Origin of the sequence: Dactylosporangium sp. NPDC000555 (genome assembly GCF_040300025.1) — a bacterium.
Classification (GTDB): domain Bacteria; phylum Actinomycetota; class Actinomycetes; order Mycobacteriales; family Micromonosporaceae; genus Dactylosporangium.
Map to the genome: position 1 here is coordinate 64,396 of NZ_JBEPDB010000020.1, position 24,131 is coordinate 88,526.

A 24,131-nucleotide genomic window follows, 5' to 3' on the forward strand; every position below is an offset into this window, starting at 1 on the left:
GGGGTCAGAGACCGACCATGTGGGGTCAGAGGGAGTACCAGGGCGTGCGGATGCGGTAGAAGACGAACTCGTGGGTCGTCGCGCAGGCCAGGTAGGTGTGGCTCCACGTGCAGGCGTCCGGGCGCGCGTCGATCGTGCCGAGCTCACGGGCCGTGCCGCGGGACGCGTCGACGCCGGCCCAGGGGTACTCCCCGGACGGTGGCACGGCCGGCAGGAGCAGATAGCTGCCCTCGTCCAGGCGGGCGGCGCGCTTGCCCGGCCAGCTGCGCACGGTCCGGCCGTCGGCGGCGAGCAGGCTCTCGGTGACCCCGATCGCCTGGGTCGCGGTGCGCAGCATGACGCGGTCGCCGACCGGCACGGCCATCGACGGTCGCTCGGCCACAATGCGGAACGCCACCTCGCCGGTCTCGGTGTTGAGCTCCGTCAGGTGGTGCTCCTCGCCGACGCAGACCCGCCGCTCGCCGCAGGCGCTCACGAACAACGGCCGGGCCTGCGCGTCGGGTGATGTCCAGGTCCACTGTGGCCGGCTCAGGCGCGTGCGGTCGTAGGCACGCACCTGGAAGCCGGCGGCGTGGCCCGCGACGAAGATCTGGTCCTCGTAGGCGTACACCAGGTCGCCGGGCTCGGTCAGGCCGGAGCCGGACCCGATGGCGCGGCCGTTGGCCAGGCCGACGACCTCGAGGCCGCGGCCGGGGGTGGCCCGCACGATGCGCGGGTCGACGGTCAGCGCCTCGTTGATCGGCTCGCCGCCGATCGAGGTCGGCACCTGCTGGCCGCTCCAGTTGTCGGTCGGCCACCAGCTGCCGGCGCCGTCCGGCTGGTCGAACGCCACCGTCCGGCGCCCGGTGCCGACATCGGTCACGACCAGGCGGTGGTCGGTCGCGGAGTACCGGACGAAGTACTTGCCGATGAGCATCCATCGGTCGCCGGCGCTCACGTCGAAGGTCGTGAACGGGAGGCCGTTGTTGGCGTTGAGCAGGGTCACCCGCCGGTTGCCACCCGCGTCGGGCAGGCCGGTGACCTGCACCATGCCGCGGGCGGCGCGGAAGGTGTCGACGCTGGTGAGCTTGCTGTTGCGCCACACGACGGTGGAGGGTTTGCCGGCATCGACGGCGCGCAGCTCGTACTGGCCCCCGCCGGTGGGATGGCCGAGGAAGGCGCGGCCGCCGTCGAGGAAGGCGCGCGCCCCCTCGGTGCCGGCGGGCAGCCCGACGCCGCCGATCCGCTCGAAGCGCTCGAAGCCGTAGGGGCGCTGGCTCACGCGGTACACCACGGAGAAGACCACGAGCACGGCGGTCAGCGCGGCGACCGCGGCGGCCGACCACCGCGCACGTCGCGATAGCCAGAGCGATCGACGCGGGCGCAGGCCGGCGGCGAGGGCGTGCGTATGCACCCGCCGACACTACCTCGTGATCGTCCCGGCCGCCGTCACGAGAAGCTGTTCGGGCCCAGCAGCGCCTTCAGGTCGCCCTTCAGCGCGGTGGTCGGGTTGACGTGGTAGGGGCCCAGGCGCAGCAGCGTGATCCGCGAGCCGTGGCTGAGCTTCACGTGTACCTCGGCCTTGCCCGGGTGGTTGATCAGGATCTCCTTGAGTCGGTCGACCAGCGGCGGCGTGCAGCGGGTGGCCGGTAGCGACAGCACGACCGGGCGGTTCTCCTCGGCGGCGGACACGTCCGGCATCGACAGGTCCATCGCCATGAGCCGCGGCGTCTCGTCGCGCCGGTCGACGCGGCCCTTCACCACCACGATCGCGTCCTCGGCGATGTACTGCCCGACGAGCTCGTAGGTGTTGGGGAAGAACAGCGCCTCGACCGCGCCGCCGAGGTCCTCCAGGGTCGCCGACGCCCAGGGCTTGCCCTGCTTGGTGATGCGCCGCTGGACGCCGGTGAGCATGCCGGCGAGGGTGACAACGGCGCCGTCGGCCACCGCCCCCTCCTCCGACAGGCTGCTGATGGCGGTGTCGGCGGCCTTGGCCAGCACCGGCTCGAGGCCGAACAGCGGGTGGTCGGACACATACAGGCCCAGCATCTCCCGCTCGAACGCGAGCAGCTCGCGCTTGTCCCACTCGATCTGCGGGATCGCGACGGTCATCGTCGCGCCGCCGGAGCCGGACTCGTCCGCGCCGAACGCGTCGCCGAACAGGTCGAACTGCCCGATGGCCTCGTTCTTCTTGATGTCGGCGTAGTTGTCGATCGCGTCGGCGTGGATGGCCAGCAGACCGCGGCGCGGGTGGCCCAGCGAGTCGAACGCGCCGGCCTTGATCAGCGACTCCATCGTCTTCTTGTTGCAGGCGACGGCGTCGACCTTGGACAGGAAGTCGTCGAAGTCCTTGTACGGCCCGGCCTGCGTCTGCCGGCACCGCACGATCGCGTCGACGACGTTGTGGCCGACGTTGCGCACGGCGGCGAGGCCGAAGCGGATGTCGGTGCCGACCGGCGTGAACGGGCCGGCGGACTCGTTGACGTCGGGCGGCAGCACGTCGATGCCCATGCGGCGGCACTCCGCCAGATACATGGCCATCTTGTCCTTGTCGTCGCCGACGCTGGTCAGCAGGGCCGCCATGTACTCGGCCGGGAAGTTGGCCTTGAGATACGCCGTCCAGTACGACACCAGCCCATAGCCGGCCGTGTGCGCCTTGTTGAAGGCGTAGTCGGCGAACGGCACGAGCACGTCCCACAGCTTCTGGATCGCCTCGTCGCTGTAGCCGTTCTCGCGCATGCCGTCGCGGAACGGCACGAACTCCTTCTCCAGGACCTCTTTCTTCTTCTTGCCCATGGCGCGGCGCAGCAGGTCGGCCTGGCCGAGCGTGTATCCGGCCAGCTTCTGCGCGGCGCGCTGGACCTGCTCCTGGTAGACGATCAGGCCATACGTCGGGCCGAGGATCTCCTTGAGCGGCTCCTCCAGCTCCGGGTGGATCGGGGTCATCTCCTGCTGCCCGTTCTTGCGCAGCGCGTAGTTGGTGTGCGAGTTCGCACCCATCGGGCCGGGCCGGTACAGCGCCAGCACGGCGGAGATGTCCTCGAAATTGTCGGGCTTCATGAGCCGCAGCAGCGAGCGCATCGGCCCGCCGTCGAGCTGGAACACGCCGAGCGTGTCGCCGCGGGCCAACAGCTCATACGCCGCCTTGTCGTCCAGCTCCAGCGAGAGCAGGTCGAGATCGATCCCCCGGCGCTTGATGTTCTTGACGGCGTCGTCGATGATCGTCAGGTTTCGCAGGCCGAGGAAGTCCATCTTCAGCAGGCCGAGCGTCTCGCAGGTCGGGTAGTCGAACTGCGTGATGATCGCCCCGTCGGCGTCGCGGCGCATCAGCGGCACGTGCTCGATCAGCGGCTCCGCGGACATGATCACGCCGGCGGCGTGCACGCCCGTCTGGCGGATCAGCCCCTCCAGGCCCTTCGCGGTGTCGACGACCTTCTTGACGTCGGGGTCGCTGTCATACAGCGCCCGGAACTCGACCGCCTCGGAGTAGCGCGGGTGGTTGGCGTCGAAGATCCCCGACAGCGGGATGTCCTTGCCCATCACCGCCGGCGGCATCGCCTTGGTGATCTTGTCGCCGACCGCGAACGGATAGCCCAGCACCCGCGCCGAGTCCTTGATCGCGGCCTTGGCCTTGATCGTGCCGAAGGTGGCGATCTGCGCGACCCTGTCCTCGCCCCACTTCTCGGTGACGTAGCGGATGACGTCGCCGCGCCGGCGCTCGTCGAAGTCGATGTCGATGTCGGGCATCGAGACGCGGTCGGGGTTGAGGAACCGCTCGAAGATCAGGCCGTGCGGCAGCGGGTCGAGGTCGGTGATGCCCATCGCGTAGGCGACCAGGCTGCCGGCGGCCGAGCCACGACCGGGCCCGACGGCGATGCCCTCGTTCTTGGCCCACAGGATGAAGTCCGAGACCACCAGGAAGTATGCCGGGAAGCCCATCTTCACGATCATGTCGGCCTCGTAGTCGGCCTGGCGCTGGTGCTCCTCGTCGACGCCGTTCGGGAAGCGCCGGGCCATGCCGCGGGCGACCTCCGCGCGGAAGAACGACTCCTCCGTCTCGCCCTCCGGCACCGGGAAGCGCGGCATCAGGTTGCGGAACTCGAACATCCCGTCGACGTCGACCTTCTCCGCCACCAGCAGCGTGTTGCGGCAGCCCTCCTGCCAGATGTCGGACGAGTCCACGGCGCGCATCTCGTCGGCCGACTTGAGGTAGTAGCCCGACCCGCCGAACCGGAACCGGTTGGGGTCGTTGATGTTGGCCGCGGTCTGCACGCACAGCAGCACGTCGTGCGCCTCGGCCTGGGCCTGGTGCGTGTAGTGCGAGTCGTTGGTGACCACCGGCGGGATGCCGAGCCGCTTGGAGATCTCGGTGAGCCCCTCGCGGACCCGCCGCTCGATGTCCAGGCCGTGGTCCATGACCTCGAGGAAGTAGTTGTCCTTGCCGAAGATCTCCTGGTATTTCGCGGCGGCCTTCAGCGCCTCGTCGAACTGGTCCAGCCGCAGCCGGGTCTGCACCTCGCCCGACGGGCAGCCGGTCGTGGCCATCAGCCCCTCGGCGTGCTCGGCGATGATCTCGGCGTCCATCCGGGGCCACTTCACGAAGTGCCCCTCGATCGACGCCCGCGAGTTCAGCCGGAACAGGTTGTGCAGCCCGGTCCTGTTGCGCGCCCAGATCGTCTTGTGCGTGTAGCCACCCGAACCGGAGACGTCGTCGTTCTTCTGGTCCGGCCGCCCCCAGCGGATGCGCTGCTTGGTCAGCCGCGACTCGGGCGCCACATATGCCTCGACGCCGAGGATCGGGGTGACGCCCGCCGCCTTGGCCTGCTTGTAGAAGTCATACGCACCGTGCATGTTGCCGTGGTCGGTGATCGCCACGGCGGGCATGCCGAGCCGGTTGGCCTCGGCGAACATCTCCTTGAGGCGGGCCGCCCCGTCGAGCATGGAGTACTCGGTGTGCACGTGGAGATGCACGAACGAGTCGGCCATGCTCAACCCCCTGGGGCTCGGTCTGACGGGTCCGGCGGATCAGCCTAGTCACGGATCGGGCGCGACACACCGACCGACACCGTCGTGTGCGCCGGATCCCTCACGCGTCCACCGTACAAACGACATTTCGGACACCACGGCCTTGCGCAGCGCACCGCAACGGTGACCGCGCGTCGCCCGTTCGCCACGCGGCGGGTGTGACGAACTCGCCCCCGCGGGGGTGTACCGACGGGCGACACCATAACGACGCTCACCGCCAATTTTCGGCATCGGCCGCTCCGACCTGCGGCGATGCCGATCGGGGCCGGGGATGATCAGAAAAGTTGTCAAAAGGGGAAAATCGGATCCCAGGAAAAGTGTCGTACCGTCCTGTTACACCAGAGTCATGGGATTGCGGACCGCACGCGGGGTGAGCGTCGACGAGGCGCTCCGGATGGTTCTCATGCTGCCCGAGGTCGACCAGCGCCAGCACGGCAACCACATCGGCTTCCGGGTGCGGGACAAGGGGTTCGCCTACCTGTGCGCACACGACTGGACCATGCTCGTCAAGGCGACCCGGGAGGACCAGGCCGCGCTGGTCGAGGACGACCCGAGGGCGTACAAGAAGGCACACACCTCCGGGCGCATCGGATGGGTGCAGGTGCGGCTGCGCAAGGCGCACGAGGACGAGCTCGCCGATCTGATCCTGGAGGCGTGGCGGATGACGGCGCCGAGGCTGATCGTGGCGAGGGCCGAGCTGCCCTTGTGCTGACCCCGGCCGACCGGGCCGGGCGGAGCGAGCCAGGCCAGACAGGGCGGGGCGAGCCAGGCCGGGCGGAGCGAGCCAGGCCGGGCGGAGCGATCAGCGCGTCGCGGAGAGGATGGTGGTGACGAGGCCGGCGGCGAGGGCGGCCACCAGCACCACGGCCAGGGCGAGGCGCCAGGCGAGGCGGGCGGCGTGGGCCGTGGTCGTCTTCATCAGCGCAGCCTCGCACGGCCGCCTGACGCCGGGCTGTGGCCCACCTGAAGCGGGGGACGGCCGCCGCCGGACATTGCCCGACCGCCGTCCAGCTGAGACGCATCACAGGGACGGCCGGCCGGCTGACGCTGCCAGGATGGCCGCCTGACACGGACCTCAGAGGACGGCCACCCGACCGACACTGCCCTACTGCCGTCCAGCAGAGACGCACCGCAGGAACAGCCGGCCGGCTGACGCTTCCAGGGTGGCCGACTGACGCGGACCTCGGGGGCCGTCGCGCTCCAGGCGGTCCACGACCCAGGTCGCGCAGCTGGTGGACAGTCCGGTCTGCTCGGGCCGACCGAATCGATCACCGGCACCGCGCCGGCCTGGCCGACGTCCCGGACAGAGCGCGGCCACGGGAAGCCGGCCCCGGTAGGCGGCCGACGGTGCTGGGCTGCGGGCCGGCTGAAGTACACGGCGAGGACGGCTCAGGAAACCGAGGCGGCTGCCGATCGCGGCGGGCGTGGACGTTCGGGTGCTCGGGCGCATCGAGATCATCGATCCCGCGGACGCGGGCGGGCGGCGGCTGACCGGGGACGACCTGCCGCGGCGGGCCCGCCAGGTGCTCGGCGTGCTCGCGGCGCACCACGACCGGGTGCGGTCCAAGGATGCCCTGGCCGACGCGGTGTGGGGCGAGGACCTCCCCGGCAACCACGCCGCGGCGCTGGAGCACTACGTGTCGATGCTGCGCCGCACGCTGCAGCCGGGCGTGCCGACGGGGCGCTCGTTCATCGTGACGCGCTCCGGCGGGTACGTGTTCGCCACCGACCGCGCCCGCCTCGACCTCGCCGACCTGCGCGCCGCGGCCCGCATCGCCGACGCCGACCCGGGCCGGGCCGACGTGCGCGAGCAGATCGTGCGGCTGGTGCGCGACCTGCCGTTCGCCGAGGACGAGTACGCCGACTGGGCCGCCCCCGCTCGGGCTGAGGTCAAGGCGGTGCTGGTCGGGGCGCTGCTGGACCTGGCCGCGCGGGCCGGCGGCGAGGACCCGGCCCGCGCGCGGCGGCTCGCCCGTGAGGCGATCGACCTCGAGCCGTACACCGAACGCGGCTACCGCGCCGCCATGCGCGCCGCGGCGGCGCAGGGCCGGGCCGAGGAGGTCATCCGCTGGTACGACGGGTGCCGCCGCGCCCTCGCCGACGGGCTCGGCGTCGGGCCGGCCGCGGAGACGACCGCGCTGCGGGACCGGCTGCTGTCGGGACTGGAGAGCGGACCGCCGGCGTTCGAGCGCCGCAAGGCCGTGCGCCCGGAGCCCGCCGGGGACGCCGTGGCCGAAGACCTCCCGGCGCCGGAAGCGGGCGGGTTCGCCGGGCGGCGGGCCGAGCTGGGTGCGCTCGCCGACGGCCCCGGTGTCGTACACGTGGTCGGTCCGGCCGGCGCCGGCAAGTCCGCGCTGCTCGGGCGCCTGCGCGAGCTGCGACCCGACCGCGTAGGCCTCGGCCGCGGCCCCGGCCCGGGCGGGGCGCTGCGGCTGGGCTGGCTACGCACGGCGCTGCACCAGCTCGGCGCCCCCGCCGACGCGACGCTGGACGCCGCCATGGCCGAGCGCAGGCACCTGCTGCCCGCGGAGCTGGACGGGATCGTGGAGGGTCTGCGGTACCACGGGAGCGAACACCCGACCGTCGTCATCGACGACGCCGAGCACCTCGACGCCGACTCCGTCGCCGAGCTGCGCTGGCTGCGGGAGCGGGGGCCGCGCGTCATCGTGTCGTACCGGTACCCGTCCGCGATCGCCGGACGCCCGCTCGGCGCCCTCGACGCGGACCTCGTGCTGCGGCTGGCCCCGCTGACCGGCGCGGATCTCGACCCGGCGCTGCTGGAGGCGAGCGGCGGCATCCCGGCGCTGGTCGCGGCGGCCCGTGACCTGGGCCCCGGCCTCGCCGTGGAGGTGGCGATGCACCTGGCCCGGCAGCGTACGCGCTGGATGCCGCCCGCCGCCTGGGAGGTCCTGCGGCTGACGGCGGCGCTGGGCTCGCTGCGGGTGGAACAGCTGGCCGTGGCCGGCGGCCTGGAGCTGGACGACGTGCTCGGCGCCGTCGACCGGCTGGTGCACGCGCACCTGCTGGCGGAGGGGCCGGGCGGCCACGTGCGGCACCGCAGCGACCTGGTTCGCGCCGCGGTGGCGGCCCAGGTCTCGGCGGCGCGCGGCCACCACCTGCGCACCCGCCTCGCCTGAGCTTTCAGCAACCCCGCCCCGCTGCCCGACCTCGCAAAGGCCGACCGGCACAACGTTGCCGCCGATCGTGCGGCGGCCGCCGGCCGAACACTCGGTTCGCGATGATCACGGAGTGTTCTCGTACAGGCGTGTACGAAAACACTCCGTGATCATGAGCGTCCCCACCGGCTGTCGCGCGCAAGCCCGCCACGGCCTATACGGTCCAGCATGATCACGGACAGAAAGCGTAGCGATCCGCTACCAGAACTCTCCGTAATCACGCAGAACCCCGCCCCCGCGGCCGCCGAGCGCATGACGATCGCACCAAATCGGATTTATGACCTGACAGGGTATAAATCCGATATGTCTGGCGCGCCAGCGCCGGACATATCGGAGAGACCGAAAGAGTGTTGCGCCGCGGTCGGGCAGGCCTTATGTTGTTCTCAGATCGAGAAGTACTCAAACTGAGAAGGACTTCCGGGCCATGACCAACGACGACGCCGACTTCCTCGCTGGCTACGATCCCCGCGCCTACCCGCCGGTCGCCGTCACCGTCGACGTCGTCGCGTTCACGATTCGCGACGGGGTGCTGCACGTGCTGCTCGTCCGCCGCGCCTGCCCGCCCATGAAGGACATGTGGGCGCTGCCCGGTGGGTTCGTCGGCGAGTGGGAGGACCTGCCCACCGCCGCGGCCCGCGAGCTGGCCGAGGAGACGGGCGTCGCCACCGCCAACCGCCGGCTGCACCTGGAGCAGCTGGGGACGTATGGTGCGCCGGACCGGGACCCGCGCATGCGCGTGTTCTCGGTCGCGTACCTGGCCTTCGCGCCGCACCTGCCCGACCCGGTGTCGGGCAGCGACGCTCGCGAGGCCGCCTGGGTGCCGATGGCCGACCGGCCGGCCGCGCTGGCCTTCGACCACGCCACGGTCCTGACCGACGGGCTCGAGCGGGCCCGCTCGAAGCTGGAGTACTCACCGCTGGCCACGAAGTTCGTCGGCGAGGAGTTCACGATCGCCGAGCTGCGGGCCGTGTACGAGACGGTCTGGGGCGAACCGCTGCACGCCGGCAACTTCCACCGCAAGGTCCTGTCCGTGCCGGGGTTCGTGGAGAGCACCGGGGCCACGACCGAACGGGGCGGCGCGCGGGGCGGGCCGCGGGCCAAGCTCTACCGCGCCGGCGACGCCCAGCTGCTGCACCCCGCGCTGCTCATGCCGAGCCGGGAGGAGACCTTGCGATGAACACCGACGAGGCCATCGCCCTGGTCGAGACGGCCACCGCGGAGGAGCTCTTCGGCGGCGCCGACGCCCACCGGCGCTACCGCGGCCTGGCCCGCCTGGTCCACCCGGACGCCGCCGGGCCGCGGGGCACCAAGGCGTTCGCGCGCCTGGCCGAGCTGTGGCGCAACCGCGGTACGATCCGCAGCGAGCGCGGCGTGTACTCCACGGCGACCCTCGAGCACCGCGGCGACCTGGCCAACCTCTACCGCGTGCCGGAGGGCCACCTCAAGCTGGTCCGCGATCCGGCGTGCAACGACCTGATGGCGCGGGAGGCCACCGCGCTGCGCCGCCTGGCGGAGCACGGCGACCCGAGGTATCTGCCGTACGTGCCGCGGCTGATCGAGTCCTTCCGCCACAAGTCCGAGACGTCCGACCGGCCGCGGCGGGGCAACGTCATCGGGGTGTCCGCGAGCCGGCTGCACAGCCTCGCCGAGGTGGCCGAGCGGCGGCCGCACGGCCTCGACCCGCGGGACGCGGCGTGGATGTGGCGCCGGCTGCTCGTCGCGCTCGGCCTCGCGCACCGCGCGGGCGTCGTGCACGGCGCGGTACTGCCGGAGCACGTCCTCATCGAGCCCGACGACCACGGCGTGGTGCTCGTCGACTGGTGCTACAGCGCGAGCGCCCCGGGCGAGCGCATCTCCGCCATCGTCCCCCGCTACCGCGACCACTACCCCGCCGAGGTCCTCAACCGCGGCGCCCCCGGCCCGTACACCGACCTGGCCATGGCCGCCCGGCTGATGGCCGACCTGATGGGCGAGCGCGCACCGAAGACGCTGCGCCACTTCGCCGACGGCTGCCGGCTCGCCTCGCCGCGGCAGCGGCCCGACGACGCGTGGCGGCTGCTCGCCGAGCTCGACGAGCTGCTGCACCGGCTGTACGGCCCCCGCAAGTTCCGACCGTTCGCACTCTGACGAGGGAGAATCCCATGGGCAGTGGACACTGGTCGACCGACGTCTACGACGCCGCCGACCGCTACCGTCGCGCCACCGGCACGAGCGCTTTCGCCTACAGCGACTCCGGCGCCCGCCGCGTGCACAAGGCCCTCGACCCGAAGGGCGTCGCCACCCGGGAGAGCCGCGACTCCGCCGAGCACCCGGACTCCGTGGCCATCGCCGTGCTCTTCGACGTGACCGGCTCGATGCGCTCGGTGCCACGCGTGCTGCAGCAGAAACTGCCGCAGCTGCTCGGCCTGCTGCTGCGCAAGGGATACGTGAAGGACCCGCAGATCCTGTTCGGCGCGATCGGCGACGCCACGTGCGACCGCGTGCCGCTGCAGATCGGCCAGTTCGAGTCGGACAACCGGCTCGACGAGGACCTGGGCCGGTTCGTGCTCGAGGGCGGCGGTGGCGGGCAGTTGACCGAGTCCTACGAGCTCGCGATGTACTTCATGGCCCGGCACACCAGCATCGACTGCTACGAGAAGCGGGGCCGGCGCGGGTACCTGTTCATCATCGGCGACGAGCAGGCGTACCCGCGGGTCAAGCCAGCCGAGGTCGAGAAGGTCGTCGGCGACCGGCTGAGCGAGCCGATCGCCCTGCGCGCGATCGTCGACGAGGTGCGCCGCACCTACGACACGTACTACATCCTGCCGGCCGGCTCGTCGTACGCGGGCAACACGGCGATCCTCGACTTCTGGCGCGACCTGCTCGGCCAGAACGTCATCGCGCTCGACGACCTCGACGCGGTGTGCGAGACGATCGCCCTGACCGTCGGGCTCGGCGAGGACAGCATCGACCTCGACGAGGGCCTCGCGGACCTGCGCGAGGTCGGCTCGGGCGCGGCGGACTCGGTCGGCAAGGCCCTGGCCCGCGTGGGCCGCGCCGGCGGCGGCCGCGCACCGGTCGCGACCGGCTCCACCCCGGCGGACCTGACCGGCCCAGTAACGCTGGAACGCCTGTAATCCCCCCATCATCGTGGGTGCCGCCGAGGGGGCGGCACCCACAGCGTCGCCACCCATCACCAGGAGCGTGCGGGCATGCACATCATCGTCGTCGATCTCGGGTTCGGCGACTGCGGCAAGGGGACCGTGGTCGACCACCTGTGCGCGACCCGCGAGGTACACACCGTCGTGCGGTTCAACGGCGGCGCCCAGGCGGCACACACCGTCGTGCTCGCCGACGGCCGCAAGCACACGTTCGCGCAGTTCGGCGCGGGCTCGCTGCGGCCCGGCGTGCGCACCCACCTGTCGCGGTTCATGGTCGTCGACCCGCTCGCGCTGGTCACCGAGGCGGAACACCTCGTCGCGCTGGGTGCGCGCGACGTCTGGCGGCGGCTGAGCGTCGACCGCGCGGCGCTCATCTCCACGCCGTACCACCGCGCGGCCAACCGGGCCAAGGAGCTCGCGCGCGGCGCGGACCGGCACGGCTCGTGCGGCATGGGCGTCGGCGAGACGATGGCGTACGCGCTCGCGCACCCCGGCGACGCGCCGCGCGCCGGGGACTGCGCCGAGCCCGCGGTCCTGCGCCGCAAGCTCGCCCTGCTGCGTGAGCGGCTGGGGGGCGGCGGGCCGCCGGTGGAGGCGTGCCTGCCCGCCTACGAGGGGTTCGCGGCGACGGCGCCGCTGGTGGACGGCTTCCGCGCCGAGGGGCCCTGCGTGTTCGAGGGGGCACAGGGTGTACTGCTGGACGAGTGGCACGGCTTCCACCCGTACACGACGTGGAGCACCACCACCTTCGCCAACGCCGAGGCGCTGCTGGACGGCGCGCCCGCGTTCCGGCTCGGCGTGCTGCGGACCGTGACCACCCGCCACGGCGCCGGCCCGCTGCCGACCGAGGACCCGGGGCTGGGGATCAGCGATCCGAACAACCCGGCCAACGACTGGCAGGGCCCGTTCCGGGTCGGGCACTTCGACGCGCCGCTGCACCGGTACGCGCTGGAGGTCTGCGGCGGCGTCGACGGCCTGGCGCTGACCCACCTGGACCTGCCGGTCCGGCGGATCTGCCGCTCCTACCGCCGCGACCCGCTGCGCGCCGGCGAGCCCGGCGACCTCGCCCGGCAGGAGGCGATGACCCGCGCCCTGGCCGGCGTCGAGCCTCGGTACGCGCTGGTGACCGACTGGGTACGCACCGTCGAGGACGAACTCGGCGCCGGCGTCGTGCTCGAGTCGTGGGGCCCGACGTCGGAGGACAAGAAGCCGTCCGGCCCGCTGACGGCCTGAGGTCGCACCTCAGTCGCACCACACCGCGACCTCAGGCCGCCGTGCGACGCTGCGGCGCATGGGGCTGGCTCGCGAGATCATCCGGGCGATCACAGTGGCGGCGGCGGCCGGGGTCGCGGCCGGCGGGGCGCTCGGCCTCCTCGCGCCCTCGTTCGCCACGGCCGGCCCGGCGGCACGCCCGGCACCGCCGCCGGCCCAGGCGCCCCGTCCGGTCGTCGTCACCGGCCTCGACCTGCTCGCCGGCGACCGGCTCGAGGTCACGCTGCGCTTCACCAACACCGGCCCGGCCGTGCGGCACCTCGATCCGGCCGCGATCACCGTCACCGCCGACGGCGCCGCGCTGCCGGCCCTGCCGTCCGCTCGCGCCGCCGTCGTCGACCTGCGCCCGGGCGCGACGGCGGAGGAGACCGTCGCGTTCGCCGCCCCGCCCGCCGGCGCGAGCCTGACGCTCACCCTCCCGGGCGGCGAGCGCCTGCCGCTGGAGACCTGAGACCCGGGCCGGACTCGGGCTCAGACCGGCTCAGACCGGGCGCTGGCGCTCGCGGCGGACCACCGGGCGGCGGCCCTTCAGCGTGGTGCGCCGCAGCGTGTCGATGACCTCGTCGACGGCGCCGTCGGGGACCTCGACCAGCGAGAAGCGGTCGGTGATCTCGATCGCGCCGATGTCCCGGCCGCTCAGGCTCGACTCGCCGGTGATCGCGCCGACCAGGTCCTGGGGCCGGATGCCGGCGCTGCGGCCGGCGCCCACGAACAGCCTGGTCATGCCGCCCGTGGGGGCGCGTCGGCCGCCGGCGTCGCGGCCGCGGCCCCGCCCGTCCGTGTCGCGCACGCTCACCCGTCGGCCGGGGCGGTCCTCACGGTCGCGGGGCTGCCGGACCGGTACCTCCGGAATCTCCTCCTGATCGCCCTCGCCGATGCCCGCCGACTCGTGCGCCAGCTTGATGGCGGCGAGCGCGATCTCGATCGGGTCGAACTCCTCGGAGAGGGAGTCCACGACCACCCGGAACCGCTCGAGGTCGATGTCGGCGATGAGGCTCTCCTGCAGCGCGGCGCGGGTCAGCTCGAGGCGCCGGACGCGCAGGTCGGCGACCGACGGCACCTTCTCGATCCCGATGCGCTGCTTGGTGACCCGCTCGATGGTCTTGAGCATCCGGTGCTCGCGCGGCTCGGCGAGGGTGATCGCCACGCCCTCCCGGCCGGCGCGGCCGACGCGACCGATGCGGTGCACGTACGACTCGGGCGCCGACGGGACGTCGTAGTTCACCACGTGCGTCAGGTGCTCGACGTCGAGCCCGCGGGCCGCGACGTCGGTGGCGATGAGCAGGTCGGCGGTGCCGTTGCGCAGCCGCGCCATCACCCGGTCGCGCTGCTCCTGGCCCATGCCGCCGTGCAGGGCCTCCGCGCGGTAGCCGCGCCCGTTGAGCGTCTCGGTCAGCGAGTCGACCTCGTCGCGGGTGCGGCAGAACACGATCGCGGCGCCGGGCGACTCGACGTCGAGCACGCGGCCGAGCGCGGCCGGCTTGTGCGCCCGCTGTACCACGTAGGCGACCTGGCGCACCAGCGGCGCCTCGCCCGCGGGCGTCGGCTCGCGCCCGATCTGGATGCGCACCGGGTCGCTGAGGTGGCTGCGTGCGAGCCCGTCGATGCGCGGCGGCATCGTCGCCGAGAACAGCACCGTCTGGCGCTCCTTCGGCGTCTCCTGCAGGATCGCCTCAATGTCCTCGGCGAAGCCCATGTCGAGCATCTCGTCGGCCTCGTCGAGCACGACGACGCGCAGGTCGTTCAGGCGCAGCGTGCCGCGGCCGAGGTGGTCCAGCGCCCGGCCCGGCGTGGCGACCACGACGTCGACGCCGAACTCGAGCGAGCGCAGCTGCCGCCCGATGGGCTGGCCGCCGTAGATGGGCAGGACGCGGACGCCCAGGTCCCGGCCGTATCGGTGAATGGCCTCCGAGACCTGCACCGCGAGCTCGCGGGTCGGCACCAGGACCAGCGCCGACGGGTTCTCGGCGCCGGGGCCCGGCAGGCGCTGCAGCAGCGGCAACGCGAAGGCGGCCGTCTTGCCGGTGCCAGTCGCGGCCTGCCCGAGCAGGTCGCGGCCGGCGAGCATCGGCGGGATGGCCTCGCGCTGGATCGGGGTGGGCTCCTCGTATCCGAGGCCGGTCAGCGCCTTCAGCAGCTCGTCCCGCAGCCCGAGCTCGGCGAAGCCGGTGACGTCGTATTCGTTGGTGCTCTCGGTCACGGGTGGCTCCCTAACTCGGCATGGCGGCCCTTCTAGCATCCCAAACGCTCGGACCCGGCCTGGTGGCGCGGTCGCCGTCTGTGATGTCTGACCGGATAGTGTCTGAACGGTGGCGGACAATTCGCGGCCCGAAGCCTCGGGCGAGCAGTGGCGCGAGCGGCGGGCCCGCGCGGTCGCGCACCACGGCGCGGAGCTCGAACGCCGCCGCGAGGCCGAGGCCGCCCAGGCCATGAGCCTCATAGCCGATTTCGTGTCCGCCGCACGCGAGTCCGGCCCGCCAGCGGCGCCGCTGCGCGCCCGTTCCTACACCGGCCGCACCTACCGGACGTCACTGCGCGGCTGGTACCTCGATTCCGCCCGCACGATCGCGATCTCCGAGGCCGGGGAGTACTACTCGCTGCTCGTCCCGCCGTCCGCCCGCTCGTGGCTGACCGGCGCGGCCCCGGCCCCGCAGCGGCCGCGCCTGATCGTCGGCGAAGGCGCCCGCGACGGCGAGTCGATGCCGCTCGCCACGCTGCTGCAGCGCCTCCTGAGCGCCTCGACCGTCCGGGTCAGGCGGTCCGGATGAACTCGGGCGGGACGGCGTCGGTGAGCCAGACGCCGTTGTCGGAGCGGTAGAACGCGTGCCCGGCGCGGGCCATCTGCCCGGCGAGCACGGTGAGGATGACGATCGCGCCGCCGCGCCGGGCCCCCACTCGCCGAGCCGTGTCCGTGTCGGGCGACAGGTGTACGTGGTGACGCCCGCCCTTGTTCAGCCCCGTGGCCTGAATCGAGGCGAGGGCTCCGGCGCCGGTGCCGTGAAACAGCAGCTCCGGCGGCTCGGCCTCGGCGAGCCCGAGCTCGACGGGCACCGAGTGCCCCTGGTTCGCGCGAATCCGCTCCACCCCGTCGTCGCCGACGACAATGGCGAAGCGCTGCTTGTCATTGCCCGCGACGACGGCATCGAGCGTCTCGCGGTCGACGCCCAGGGCCGCGAGAAACGTCGGCACCGCCACCCACCCGGCGTCGTCGAGCACGATCCCGGCGCGCGCCGGATCGTGGCGGAGCGCCTTGGACATCCGCTTACTGATCTTGACTAACTGGCCATATTCCATATCGGTCTCGATTGTGCGCCAACGACGCCACCCGGCTCACCGCATTTTCCACGGCGCGTACCGCCGGTGAACCACCCGGTCCGGGCGCAGGACCACGGCGCGGCCGCGCATCCAGCGGCGGAGTTCGCCGGTCGGGTCGAGGGCCGGGGTGACGGCGACCAGGCGGCGGCCGTCATCGCCGGGCCGGGGCGCCCGCCGCCACCGCGACCGCGTCGGCCCGGGCTCGCCCGGGTGCAGCACCGCCCAGCCGGGGCCGAGCACCTCGTCCAGCCGAACGGTACGGCCCTCCCACGTCACCGAGGGCTGCGGTGCCAGGGTGCCCGCCCGGCGGCCACGGCCGACGCCGCGCAGCGGGGGGCTGGTCGAGCGCAGCGCCAGAGACTTGAGGCCGGGCAGGCGCCAGATCGCGCCGAGCACGAGCCGGCGCACGGCGGCGGCGCGGTCCTGGCCGCCGGTCATCGCCCAGCCGGCCACGATCGCCAGGCGGATCTGGGCACGCACATGCGGGGCACGCTCACGCTCATAGGAGTCGAGCAGGTCCCCGGCACCGCCCGGGGTGGTCAGGTCGGCGGCCAGCTTCCACGCCAGGTTGTACGCGTCGCGCAGGCCCGCGCCCAGGCCCTGGCCGATGAAGGGCGGGGTCTGGTGCGCGGCGTCACCCAGGAGAAACACCCGCCCGGACCGCCAGCGGTCGGCGACCTCGGCGCGGAAGGTGTACTCCGCCCGGCGCACGATCCGCACGCCGGCCCCGGCCAGCCACGGCGCCAGCAGCGCGTCGACGTCCACCTCGGGCTCGCCGGCGAAGAGGCGGAACTCCCAGCGGTACCGCCGCGGGCCTAGCTGCATGAAGGTCGCGGCGCGGCGCGGGTCGCACACCTGGTGCACGCCGCCCCAGGCGTCCAGGTCGGCCTCGCACACACCGTCGACGACGAGCCAGCGCTCCGCGAAGCGCAGGTCGACCCGGCGCGCGCCGATGAGGTCACGGACGGTGCTGTTCGCGCCGTCGCACCCGAGCACGGCCGAGGCCGGCGCGGCGTGTTCGGTGCCGTCGGAGATCATGCGGTACCGAACGATCGAGGAGGATACGGCGAAGACCTCGGCGCCGCCGACGAACTCGACCAGGTCGAGCCGCGCCATCCGGGCCCGCAGCAGACGCTCGAGATCCGGCTGGTCGAACATGTTGGCCTGCGGGTAGCCGTGCGGGCCGCGCGCGGCGTCCCGGCGGAACTCGGCCATCACCCGGTGCCGCCCGTCGAGCAGCCGCAGCCCCAGCCCGGGCCGGCTGACGCGCAGGAAGTCCTCGGCCACGCCGATCTCCTGCAGGATGCGCATCACCTCGTCGTCGGCGTGGACGGCGCGGGGCAGCGGGTAGGGCTCGGCGTAGCGGTCCAGGACCAGGCACGGGATGCCGCGCTGCGCGAGCAGGATCGCGGCCGCGACGCCCACGGGGCCCGCACCGACGACCACGACGCGATCCACCCGCACGAATCTACGCCACGACCAGCACCCGGCTCGCGCACCGAAGCGAACCACCCTCCGGGCGAGGCACGACCTGCGCCGGGCGCGTGAGAGTTCCGGCAGGGCGGGTAGAGCGCGTGCGGCACCACCAAGACCCCAACGCAGGCAGGAGAAGCAGATGGCACTCGACAACCCGGCCGACCTGTTCCTCTACGAGCTGTCGGGCATGTACGACGCCGAGCGCAAGAGCAACCAGATGGTGGGCGAGATCCTCGGGCGGACCGAGCAGAGCCCCCTCGCCCAGATCCTGCGGGCCCAGCAGCAGCAGGGCCAGCAGAAGATCCAGAACATCGAGGCGTGCTTCGCGATGATGGAGACCGAGCCCGCCGAGGTGCCGTGCATGACGCTCGACGGGATGCGCGCGGAGTTCCAGGCGTTCACCGAGCAGCGGCCCTCCATGGAGGCGATGGAGATCTACACCGTCGACGCCGAGACCAGGCTGGCGCACTTCGGCATCGCCGGGTACCAGAACCTCATCGACAAGGCGCTGCTCATGGGTGAAATGCAGTGCGCCCAGATCCTGCGTACCAACCTGGTGCAGAAGCAGGAGAACGCGGGCACGTTCGAGCGGATCAGCCATGAGCTCGGCCAGCGGGTGGTGATGAACGTCTGACCGCCGCCGGGCCGGCCGTCGCGGATCGCACCGCGGCGGCCGGCCCCTCACATGTGCGTCACCGTAGCCGGCCGACCACGACGTTGGTCTCGGTCTCCTCATCCGTCACCGTCTCCGGGTGCAGGCCGGCCGCCCGGAGCAGCGCGTGCGCGGCGTCCAGCTGGGCAGTGCCGGCCTCGGTGAGCAGGGCGCCGCCCGGGGCCAGCCACCCGGTGGCCCGCGCGGCCACGCGGCGCAGCACGTCCAGGCCGTCCGCGCCGCCGTCCAGCGCGGCACGGGCCTCGTGGACGCGGAACTCCTCGGGCAGGAACGCGATCTCGGCGGTCGGCACGTACGGGACGTTGGCGAGCAGCACGTCGACGCGGCCGCGCAGGCCGGGCGGGAGCGGGGCGAACAGGTCGCCCTCGAAGACCTCCGCGGTGACGCCGGCCAGGTTGCGCCGGGCGCAGGCCACGGCGGCGGGGTCGATGTCGGAGGCGACGAGGCGGACGCCCGCGAAGCCGCGCGCGACGACCAGGCCGAGGGCGCCGGTGCCGCAGCACAGGTCGAGGACCGTCGCCCCGTCGCGGACCAGCGTGCGGGCGGTCGCGGTCAGCAGCTCCGTGCGGTGGCGGGGTACGAAAACGCCATCGGCGATCACCAGGCGTACACCCGCGAAAGCCGCATGACCGAGCACGTGCTCCAGCGGAACGCCGGCGATCCGGCGGAGCACCATCGACTCCAGCGCGGCGGCGTCGGTGGCGGCGGCGAGCAGGTGGCCGGCCTCCTCCTCGGCGAAGACGCACCCGGCGAGGCGCAGCCGGGCGACGAGCGCGGCGTGCGTGGGCGTCACGCGTTGAGGTACGCGAGGACGGCGAGGACGCGGCGGTTGTCGTCCTCGGACGGGGGCAGGTCCAGCTTGGCGAAGATGTTGTTGATGTGCTTGCCGATGGCCTTCTCGGTGACGAAGAGCCGGCCGGCGATCGCCGCGTTGGAGCGGCCCTCCGCCATCAGGCCGAGGACCTCGCGCTCGCGCGGCGTCAGGGCCCGCGTCGGGGCGCCGGCGTTGCGGGCCAGCAGTTGCGACACCACCTCGGGGTCCATGGCGGTGCCGCCGGCCGCGACGCGGCGTACGGCATCCACGAACTCCCCGACCGTGGACACCCGGTCCTTGAGCAGGTAGCCGACGCCGCCGCGGCGGTCGGAGAGCAACTCCCGGGCGTACAGCTGCTCCACGTGCTGCGACAGCACCAGCACCGGCAGGCCGGGCACCTCGGCGCGGGCGGCGATCGCGGCGCGCAGCCCCTCGTCGGTGAAGGTCGGCGGCAGCCGCACGTCGACGACGGCGACCTCGGGCCGGTGCGCCAGCAGCGCCGCGCGCAGGTCCGTGCCGTTGTCGACGGCCGCGACGACCCGAAACCCGTACGCGCTGAGCAGCCGGATCAGCCCGTCGCGGAGGAGGGCGAGATCTTCGGCGATGACAACGCGCACGGCAGCTCCATGGTCAGCACAGTTGGGCCCCCGGCGGGGCTGTCGACGAGCAGGCTGCCGTCGAACGCCGCCAGCCGCCGCTCGACGCCGGCCAGCCCCGATCCGGGCCCGGGCGCGGCACCGCCCGCGCCGTCGTCGCCGACGGTCAGATACAGAGCGCCCCCGAGGTACGACAACGATACCCAGGCCTGCGTGGCGCCGCTGTGCTTGACGACGTTGGCGAGGGCCTCGGCCGCGGCGAAGTACGCGGCGGACTCGACCGGCGCCGGCGGCCGGCCGGGCAGCTCGCCCTCGACCGTGACGGGCAACGGCAGGGTCAGCGCGAGCGCGCGCAGCCCGCCGGTCAGCCCGCGCTCGGCGAGCACCGGCGGGTGGATGCCGCGCACCAGCAGCCGCAGCTCCGCCAGGGCCTTGCCGCTGGCCTCGCGCGCCTCGGCGATGAGCGCCTGCGCCGCTTCGGGGTCGCGGGTGACGAGGTCCTCGGCCATGCCGAGGCTCATCCCGAGCGCGACGATCCGGGCCTGCGCCCCGTCGTGCAGGTCGCGCTCGATGCGGCGCAGCTCCGCGGCCTGCGCGTCGACCACCTGGGTGCGCGTCTCGGTGAGCCGGTCGACCCGCAGCGCGAGCGTCGTGCTGCGGGTCGGCCCGAGCAGGCTGAAGTCGTACCGCGCGAGCGCCCACAACAGCCAGGGCGCGGCGTACAGCGCCCCCACCGTGATCAGCACTCCCTGCGGCGGCACGAGCATGAAGTCCGCCGCGTCGTCGAGCGGCCAGACGACGCCGTAGCCGTACCAGCCGGTCGCCGCGTCGATGATGACCGGGACCAGGATGATGCCCTGCACGCCGTACAGCAGCGCAGCCACCGCGATGCCCCCGAGGGCTGCCCCGACCGGCGCCCCGCCCAGCAGCCACAGCAGGTCGCGCCACGTCGCCGGGTCGCGCACGAGCCACATCCACCGCCTCGGCCTCCCGATCCACGCCCCGTCCGGCCGCGGCCGGTACGGCTCCGGGATCTCGACCCCGCACCATTCCCGCGCGAGCCGCCGCCGCAGGTTGGCGTACGCGCGCACCAGCAGCTGCACGAGCGGCGCCAGCACCAGCCCGACGCCGGCCAGGGTGGTCACGAACGACGCCACCGTGAGCGCGACGAGCACGAGGTGGACCGGGACAGCCACGATCCCGAGCAGCGCCACCCGGCCTAGGCCGATCAGGCCCCGTCGAGTGAACAGCCACGCCTTCATGCCGCAATTCTGTCCGGCGGCGCGTCCCGGGACAGTAGGCCTATCCCCCCGTTTCGACCCCTACGGGGCCGCTCCCGCCGCAGCGGATCAGGTGTACAGGCCGCGGCTGTAGTTGGCCTCGGTGTAGTACTCCTCCAGCTCCTCCAGCGTCTCCGGGGTGTTCAGGACGCTCTTGACCAGCGATGCATGCGACGGCAGCGCGTCCGGCGTCCACGTCTCGGGCTTCCACAGCTTCGAGCGCATGAACGCCTTCTGGCAGTGGAAGAAGATCGTGTCGATGTCGACCACGACGGCCAGGACCGGGCGGTGGCCCTCGACGACGAGCTCGTCGAACCACGGCGCGTCGGTGAGCAGCCGGGCGCGGCCGTTGATCCGCAGGGTCTCGCGGCGGCCCGGGACCAGGAAGATCAGCCCGACGTGCGGGTTGGCCAGGATGTTGCGGAAGCCGTCGGCGCGCTTGTTCCCGGGGCGCTCCGGGACGGCGATCGTACGGTCGTCGATGACGTAGGTGAATCCCGGCGGGTCGCCCTTGGGCGAGACGTCGCAGTTGCCCTCCCCGTCGGACGTGCCGACGAGAACGAAGGGCGACAGGGCCAACCAGTCGCGGTCGGTCCGGCAGAGGCGGTCGCGTTCCTTGGCTGCGGCCCGGGGCTTCGGCGACCCGAGCAACTCCTCCAGTTCTGTCACCGAGGTGATCCTCATGGCATCAGAATACGCCCGGCAACCGGTCCCTACGCGTGGTCAGTGGTGGTCGTGGGCGGCGTGGTGGGCTCGGGCGGCGCGGCGGGTGGTGGATCGCTCACCGGCGGCGCGGCGTCGGGTGCGAAGTGGACCGAGGGATCGGGGCAGATCATGTACGGCACCGGCAGCGGGTATCCGCCGCCGGGATGGATGGTCGCCGGCCAGACCGGCGCCGGCGGCGTCGCGGCGCGCGGGACGAAGTAGCGGTGCGCGGGAGGCAGGGCCACCAGCAGCACCACCGCCCCCGTCAACACGAGCGCCGCCAGCGCGCCGGCGGCACCCACCAGAAAGGACAGCTCGGAGAAACTGTCCGAACCCGAGTACAGGGTTTCGAGGAACTTCGACTCCTGCGGCGGCATCTCGTCGGGCCCGGTGACGTCCGCATCGCCGAGCGCCAGGAACAACGGCACGAGCAGGAACCCGCCGCAGCCCGGCAGCAGGCAGAGCAGCAGCTGTGCGCCCCCGGCGACGAAGACGAGGATCCGCGCGACGTTGCTGCCCCGCAGGAGCGGCACCGCCGTCGCGGCGAGCCAGACCGCCAGCAGCAGCGTCGGCACGCCGAGGAACAGCGCCATGAAGACGATCCCGGACCGCTCCGAGCTCACCTCGGCCGGGTCCGCGTCGGGCACCAGCGCGGCGGCTCGGGAGATCTCACCGTCGAAGTGCAGCGCATCCGCGATGACCAACCCGACAATGCCGAGCAGCAGGGCAACGGCGGCGAACTGGAGCCAGAACGCGACCGTCACCTGCGCGGGCCGGGGCGGACGCGCGACATCGGCGAACATGACTGACGACAGTACGGGTGCCGCGCCGCACCGGACATGCCCGTTCGGCCAGAAATCGGCGGTCGAACCGAACGGGCGGATGCCGGACGAAGGCGAGGGATAGGCTGCCGCCGTGTCTCTCCCGCTCGCCTAAACTGGTAGGTGCCGGCGTTTTGCCCTCATTGCGACGCCGAGCGGTGGGCACCGGCTTGCCGGCTCCGGGTGCCCCTGGGAGGACCCCGATGTCCGCGAACCAGTTCACCGAGCGGTTGACGCGCGGCAACGCCGCCGTGGTGATCGTCGACCATCAGGTCGGCCTGTACAGCGGCGTGCGCGACATCGCCGTCGGGGAGTTGAAGCACAACGTGGTGGCCCTCGCCAAGGCCGCCCGGGTGCTGAGCCTGCCGCTGGTGGTGACCACCACCGCGGCGGACAGCATGTGGGGGCCGGTCATCCCCGAGCTCGCCGCGGTGCTGCCCGACGATCTCGCCATCATCGACCGCTCGACCGTGAACGCCTGGGACGACCCACGCGTGCGTGCCACGATCCGTGCGACCGGCCGAGACAAGCTGATCATCGCGGGAATCTCCACCGAGGTGTGTCTCACGTTCCCCGCCATCAGCGCGACGGCGGAGGGCCTCACCGCATACGCTGTAGTCGATGCATCCGGCACCTTCTGGCAGGCCAAGCGCGAAGCCGGGCTGCTGCGCATGCAGCAGGCCGGCGTGGTGCCGATCGACTACTCCACCGCGATGGTCGAGATCCTCGCCGACAACGCCGACCCCCTCGCGAGCGACGTCTACGCCGCGCTCGACATGCCGTTCGCCGTGCTCGTCGGCCAGATCGCCGCGGGGTTCACGAAGCGCTGACCGGCGGGAGGACCCGTCTCAGGCGACGGCCGGGATGATCTGCTCGCCGTAGGCGGCGAGCGTGGACTCCTTCGCGTCGTGCTGCAGGTACAGCGCGAACTGGTCCACGCCGAGCTCCTTGAGCTCAGCGAGGCGCTTGAGGTGGTGCTCGATCGGGCCGAGGACGCAGAAGCGGTCCACGATCGCGTCGGGGACGAAGCCGGCGTGGATGTTGCCGGCCCGGCCGTGCTGAGCGTAGTCGTAGCCTTGGCGGCCCTTGATGTAGTCGGTCAGCACCGTCGGCACGGCGCCGTCGGCGCCGTAACGGGCCACGATGTCGGCGACATGGTTGCCGACCATGCCGCCGAACCAGCGGGTCTGGTCGCGCTGGTGGGCCATCGACTCCTGGGAGCCGTCGCCGACGTAGGCGGGGGCGGCGACGCAGAACCTGATCGCCGCCGGGTCGCGGCCCGCCCTCTCGGCCGCCTCCCGCACCGCCCTGATCATCCAGGCGGCGATGTCCGGGTCGGCCAGCTGCAGGATGTACCCGTCGCCGACCTCGCCGGCCAGCGCGAGCGCCTTGGGCCCGTAGGCGGCCACCCACACCTCGAGCCGGCTGTCGGGGGCCCACGCGAACCGCAGGTCGCGGTCGCGCAGGCGCACCGACCGGCCGTTGCCCAGCTCGCGGATCACCCGCACACACTCGCGCAGCTCGGCGAGCGTGGTCGGGCGGGAGCCCAGCACGCGCAGCGCCGAGTCGCCGCGCCCGATGCCGCAGACGGTGCGGTTGCCGTACATCTCGTTGAGGGTGGCGAACAGCGACGCGGTGACCGTCCAGTCGCGGGTCCCGGGGTTGGTCACCATCGGCCCGACGACGACCCGATCGGTCTCGGCGAGGATCTTGCTGTAGATGACGAACGGCTCCTGCCACAGCACGTGGGAGTCGAACGTCCACACGTGGCTGAAGCCGGCCGCCTCGGCCCGCTTGGCCAGCTCGACCACGCCCATCGCGGGCGGGTCGCACTGCAGCACCACCCCTACGTCCATGAC

The 24,131-nt window shown here is 72.8% G+C and carries 21 protein-coding genes; 10 read left to right on the top strand and 11 right to left on the bottom strand.

Features of this window, described 5'->3' with window-relative positions; all coding sequences use genetic code 11:
* Window positions 1–25: 25 nt before the first annotated feature.
* On the bottom strand, window positions 26–1,393 hold the full coding sequence (locus tag ABT297_RS15445) for a hypothetical protein (RefSeq protein WP_350549236.1): 1,368 nt from the start codon (window positions 1,391–1,393) through the stop codon (window positions 26–28).
* Window positions 1,394–1,428: 35 nt separating this feature from the next.
* Entirely contained in the window at window positions 1,429–4,965 is a 3,537-nt protein-coding gene (gene dnaE, locus ABT297_RS15450) for a DNA polymerase III subunit alpha (RefSeq protein ID WP_350549237.1), read from the bottom strand.
* Window positions 4,966–5,350: 385 nt separating this feature from the next.
* Here dnaE and ABT297_RS15455 point away from each other — a divergent pair, with 385 nt between their 5' ends.
* The 7 genes from ABT297_RS15455 (at window position 5,351) to ABT297_RS15485 (ending at window position 13,043) form a co-directional block, all read left to right on the top strand.
* Window positions 5,351–5,716, top strand: coding sequence for an MmcQ/YjbR family DNA-binding protein (locus tag ABT297_RS15455; RefSeq protein ID WP_350549238.1), 366 nt, complete (start codon window positions 5,351–5,353; stop codon window positions 5,714–5,716).
* Window positions 5,717–6,428: 712 nt separating this feature from the next.
* Window positions 6,429–8,141, top strand: a complete 1,713-nt coding sequence (locus ABT297_RS15460; protein ID WP_350549240.1) for an AfsR/SARP family transcriptional regulator — start codon at window positions 6,429–6,431, stop codon at window positions 8,139–8,141.
* Window positions 8,142–8,604: 463 nt separating this feature from the next.
* Complete coding sequence (locus ABT297_RS15465) at window positions 8,605–9,357, top strand: NUDIX hydrolase (protein WP_350549242.1); 753 nt, start codon at window positions 8,605–8,607, stop codon at window positions 9,355–9,357.
* Complete coding sequence (locus tag ABT297_RS15470) at window positions 9,354–10,307, top strand: serine/threonine protein kinase (protein ID WP_350549244.1); 954 nt, start codon at window positions 9,354–9,356, stop codon at window positions 10,305–10,307. The genes ABT297_RS15465 and ABT297_RS15470 overlap by 4 nt, the downstream gene beginning before the upstream one ends.
* Before the next feature lie 14 nt (window positions 10,308–10,321).
* Window positions 10,322–11,296, top strand: a complete 975-nt coding sequence (locus tag ABT297_RS15475; protein WP_350549246.1) for a hypothetical protein — start codon at window positions 10,322–10,324, stop codon at window positions 11,294–11,296.
* A 75-nt stretch (window positions 11,297–11,371) separates the two neighbouring features.
* Complete coding sequence (locus ABT297_RS15480) at window positions 11,372–12,553, top strand: adenylosuccinate synthetase (RefSeq protein WP_350549248.1); 1,182 nt, start codon at window positions 11,372–11,374, stop codon at window positions 12,551–12,553.
* A 58-nt stretch (window positions 12,554–12,611) separates the two neighbouring features.
* A complete protein-coding gene (locus tag ABT297_RS15485) occupies window positions 12,612–13,043 on the top strand; it encodes a hypothetical protein (protein ID WP_350549250.1) in 432 nt (143 codons plus the stop codon).
* Window positions 13,044–13,073: 30 nt separating this feature from the next.
* Here ABT297_RS15485 and ABT297_RS15490 read toward each other — a convergent pair whose 3' ends face one another.
* Window positions 13,074–14,831 carry a DEAD/DEAH box helicase gene (locus tag ABT297_RS15490; protein WP_502885573.1) on the bottom strand — a complete coding sequence of 586 codons (1,758 nt, stop codon included), beginning with the start codon at window positions 14,829–14,831 and terminating at the stop codon, window positions 13,074–13,076.
* A 70-nt stretch (window positions 14,832–14,901) separates the two neighbouring features.
* Between ABT297_RS15490 and ABT297_RS15495 the strand changes: the two genes are divergently transcribed.
* Window positions 14,902–15,360 carry a hypothetical protein gene (locus ABT297_RS15495; RefSeq protein ID WP_350549254.1) on the top strand — a complete coding sequence of 153 codons (459 nt, stop codon included), beginning with the start codon at window positions 14,902–14,904 and terminating at the stop codon, window positions 15,358–15,360.
* On the opposite strand, the gene ABT297_RS15500 is transcribed toward ABT297_RS15495, so the two are convergent.
* Complete coding sequence (locus tag ABT297_RS15500; protein ID WP_350549256.1) at window positions 15,344–15,886, bottom strand: RNA 2'-phosphotransferase; 543 nt, start codon at window positions 15,884–15,886, stop codon at window positions 15,344–15,346. The two genes, ABT297_RS15495 and ABT297_RS15500, sit on opposite strands and share 17 nt — an antisense overlap.
* A 36-nt stretch (window positions 15,887–15,922) precedes the next feature.
* On the bottom strand, window positions 15,923–17,365 hold the full coding sequence (locus tag ABT297_RS15505; protein ID WP_350549258.1) for a bifunctional 3-(3-hydroxy-phenyl)propionate/3-hydroxycinnamic acid hydroxylase: 1,443 nt from the start codon (window positions 17,363–17,365) through the stop codon (window positions 15,923–15,925).
* Between the two features lie 157 nt (window positions 17,366–17,522).
* Between ABT297_RS15505 and ABT297_RS15510 the strand changes: the two genes are divergently transcribed.
* A complete protein-coding gene (locus ABT297_RS15510) occupies window positions 17,523–18,017 on the top strand; it encodes a YciE/YciF ferroxidase family protein (protein ID WP_350549260.1) in 495 nt (164 codons plus the stop codon).
* A gap of 58 nt (window positions 18,018–18,075) precedes the next feature.
* On the opposite strand, the gene ABT297_RS15515 is transcribed toward ABT297_RS15510, so the two are convergent.
* The 5 genes from ABT297_RS15515 to ABT297_RS15535 all read right to left on the bottom strand — a co-directional run bounded on the left by ABT297_RS15515 (window position 18,076) and on the right by ABT297_RS15535 (window position 22,254).
* Window positions 18,076–18,849, bottom strand: coding sequence for a putative protein N(5)-glutamine methyltransferase (locus ABT297_RS15515; protein WP_350549262.1), 774 nt, complete (start codon window positions 18,847–18,849; stop codon window positions 18,076–18,078).
* Window positions 18,846–19,487, bottom strand: a complete 642-nt coding sequence (locus tag ABT297_RS15520) for a LuxR C-terminal-related transcriptional regulator (protein WP_350549264.1) — start codon at window positions 19,485–19,487, stop codon at window positions 18,846–18,848. The genes ABT297_RS15515 and ABT297_RS15520 overlap by 4 nt, the downstream gene beginning before the upstream one ends.
* On the bottom strand, window positions 19,439–20,728 hold the full coding sequence (locus ABT297_RS15525; RefSeq protein ID WP_350549266.1) for a sensor histidine kinase: 1,290 nt from the start codon (window positions 20,726–20,728) through the stop codon (window positions 19,439–19,441). The genes ABT297_RS15520 and ABT297_RS15525 overlap by 49 nt, the downstream gene beginning before the upstream one ends.
* 87 nt (window positions 20,729–20,815) lie before the next feature.
* The gene (locus tag ABT297_RS15530; RefSeq protein WP_350549268.1) at window positions 20,816–21,430 is read right to left on the bottom strand and encodes a pyridoxamine 5'-phosphate oxidase family protein; all 615 of its coding nucleotides are present in this window, start codon (window positions 21,428–21,430) and stop codon (window positions 20,816–20,818) included.
* Window positions 21,431–21,459: 29 nt separating this feature from the next.
* Entirely contained in the window at window positions 21,460–22,254 is a 795-nt protein-coding gene (locus tag ABT297_RS15535) for a hypothetical protein (protein ID WP_350549270.1), read from the bottom strand.
* Between the two features lie 221 nt (window positions 22,255–22,475).
* Here ABT297_RS15535 and ABT297_RS15540 point away from each other — a divergent pair, with 221 nt between their 5' ends.
* Window positions 22,476–23,102 carry an isochorismatase family protein gene (locus ABT297_RS15540; RefSeq protein WP_350549272.1) on the top strand — a complete coding sequence of 209 codons (627 nt, stop codon included), beginning with the start codon at window positions 22,476–22,478 and terminating at the stop codon, window positions 23,100–23,102.
* 18 nt (window positions 23,103–23,120) lie between these two features.
* On the opposite strand, the gene ABT297_RS15545 is transcribed toward ABT297_RS15540, so the two are convergent.
* Entirely contained in the window at window positions 23,121–24,128 is a 1,008-nt protein-coding gene (locus ABT297_RS15545) for a TIGR03842 family LLM class F420-dependent oxidoreductase (RefSeq protein WP_350549274.1), read from the bottom strand.
* Window positions 24,129–24,131: the final 3 nt, after the last annotated feature.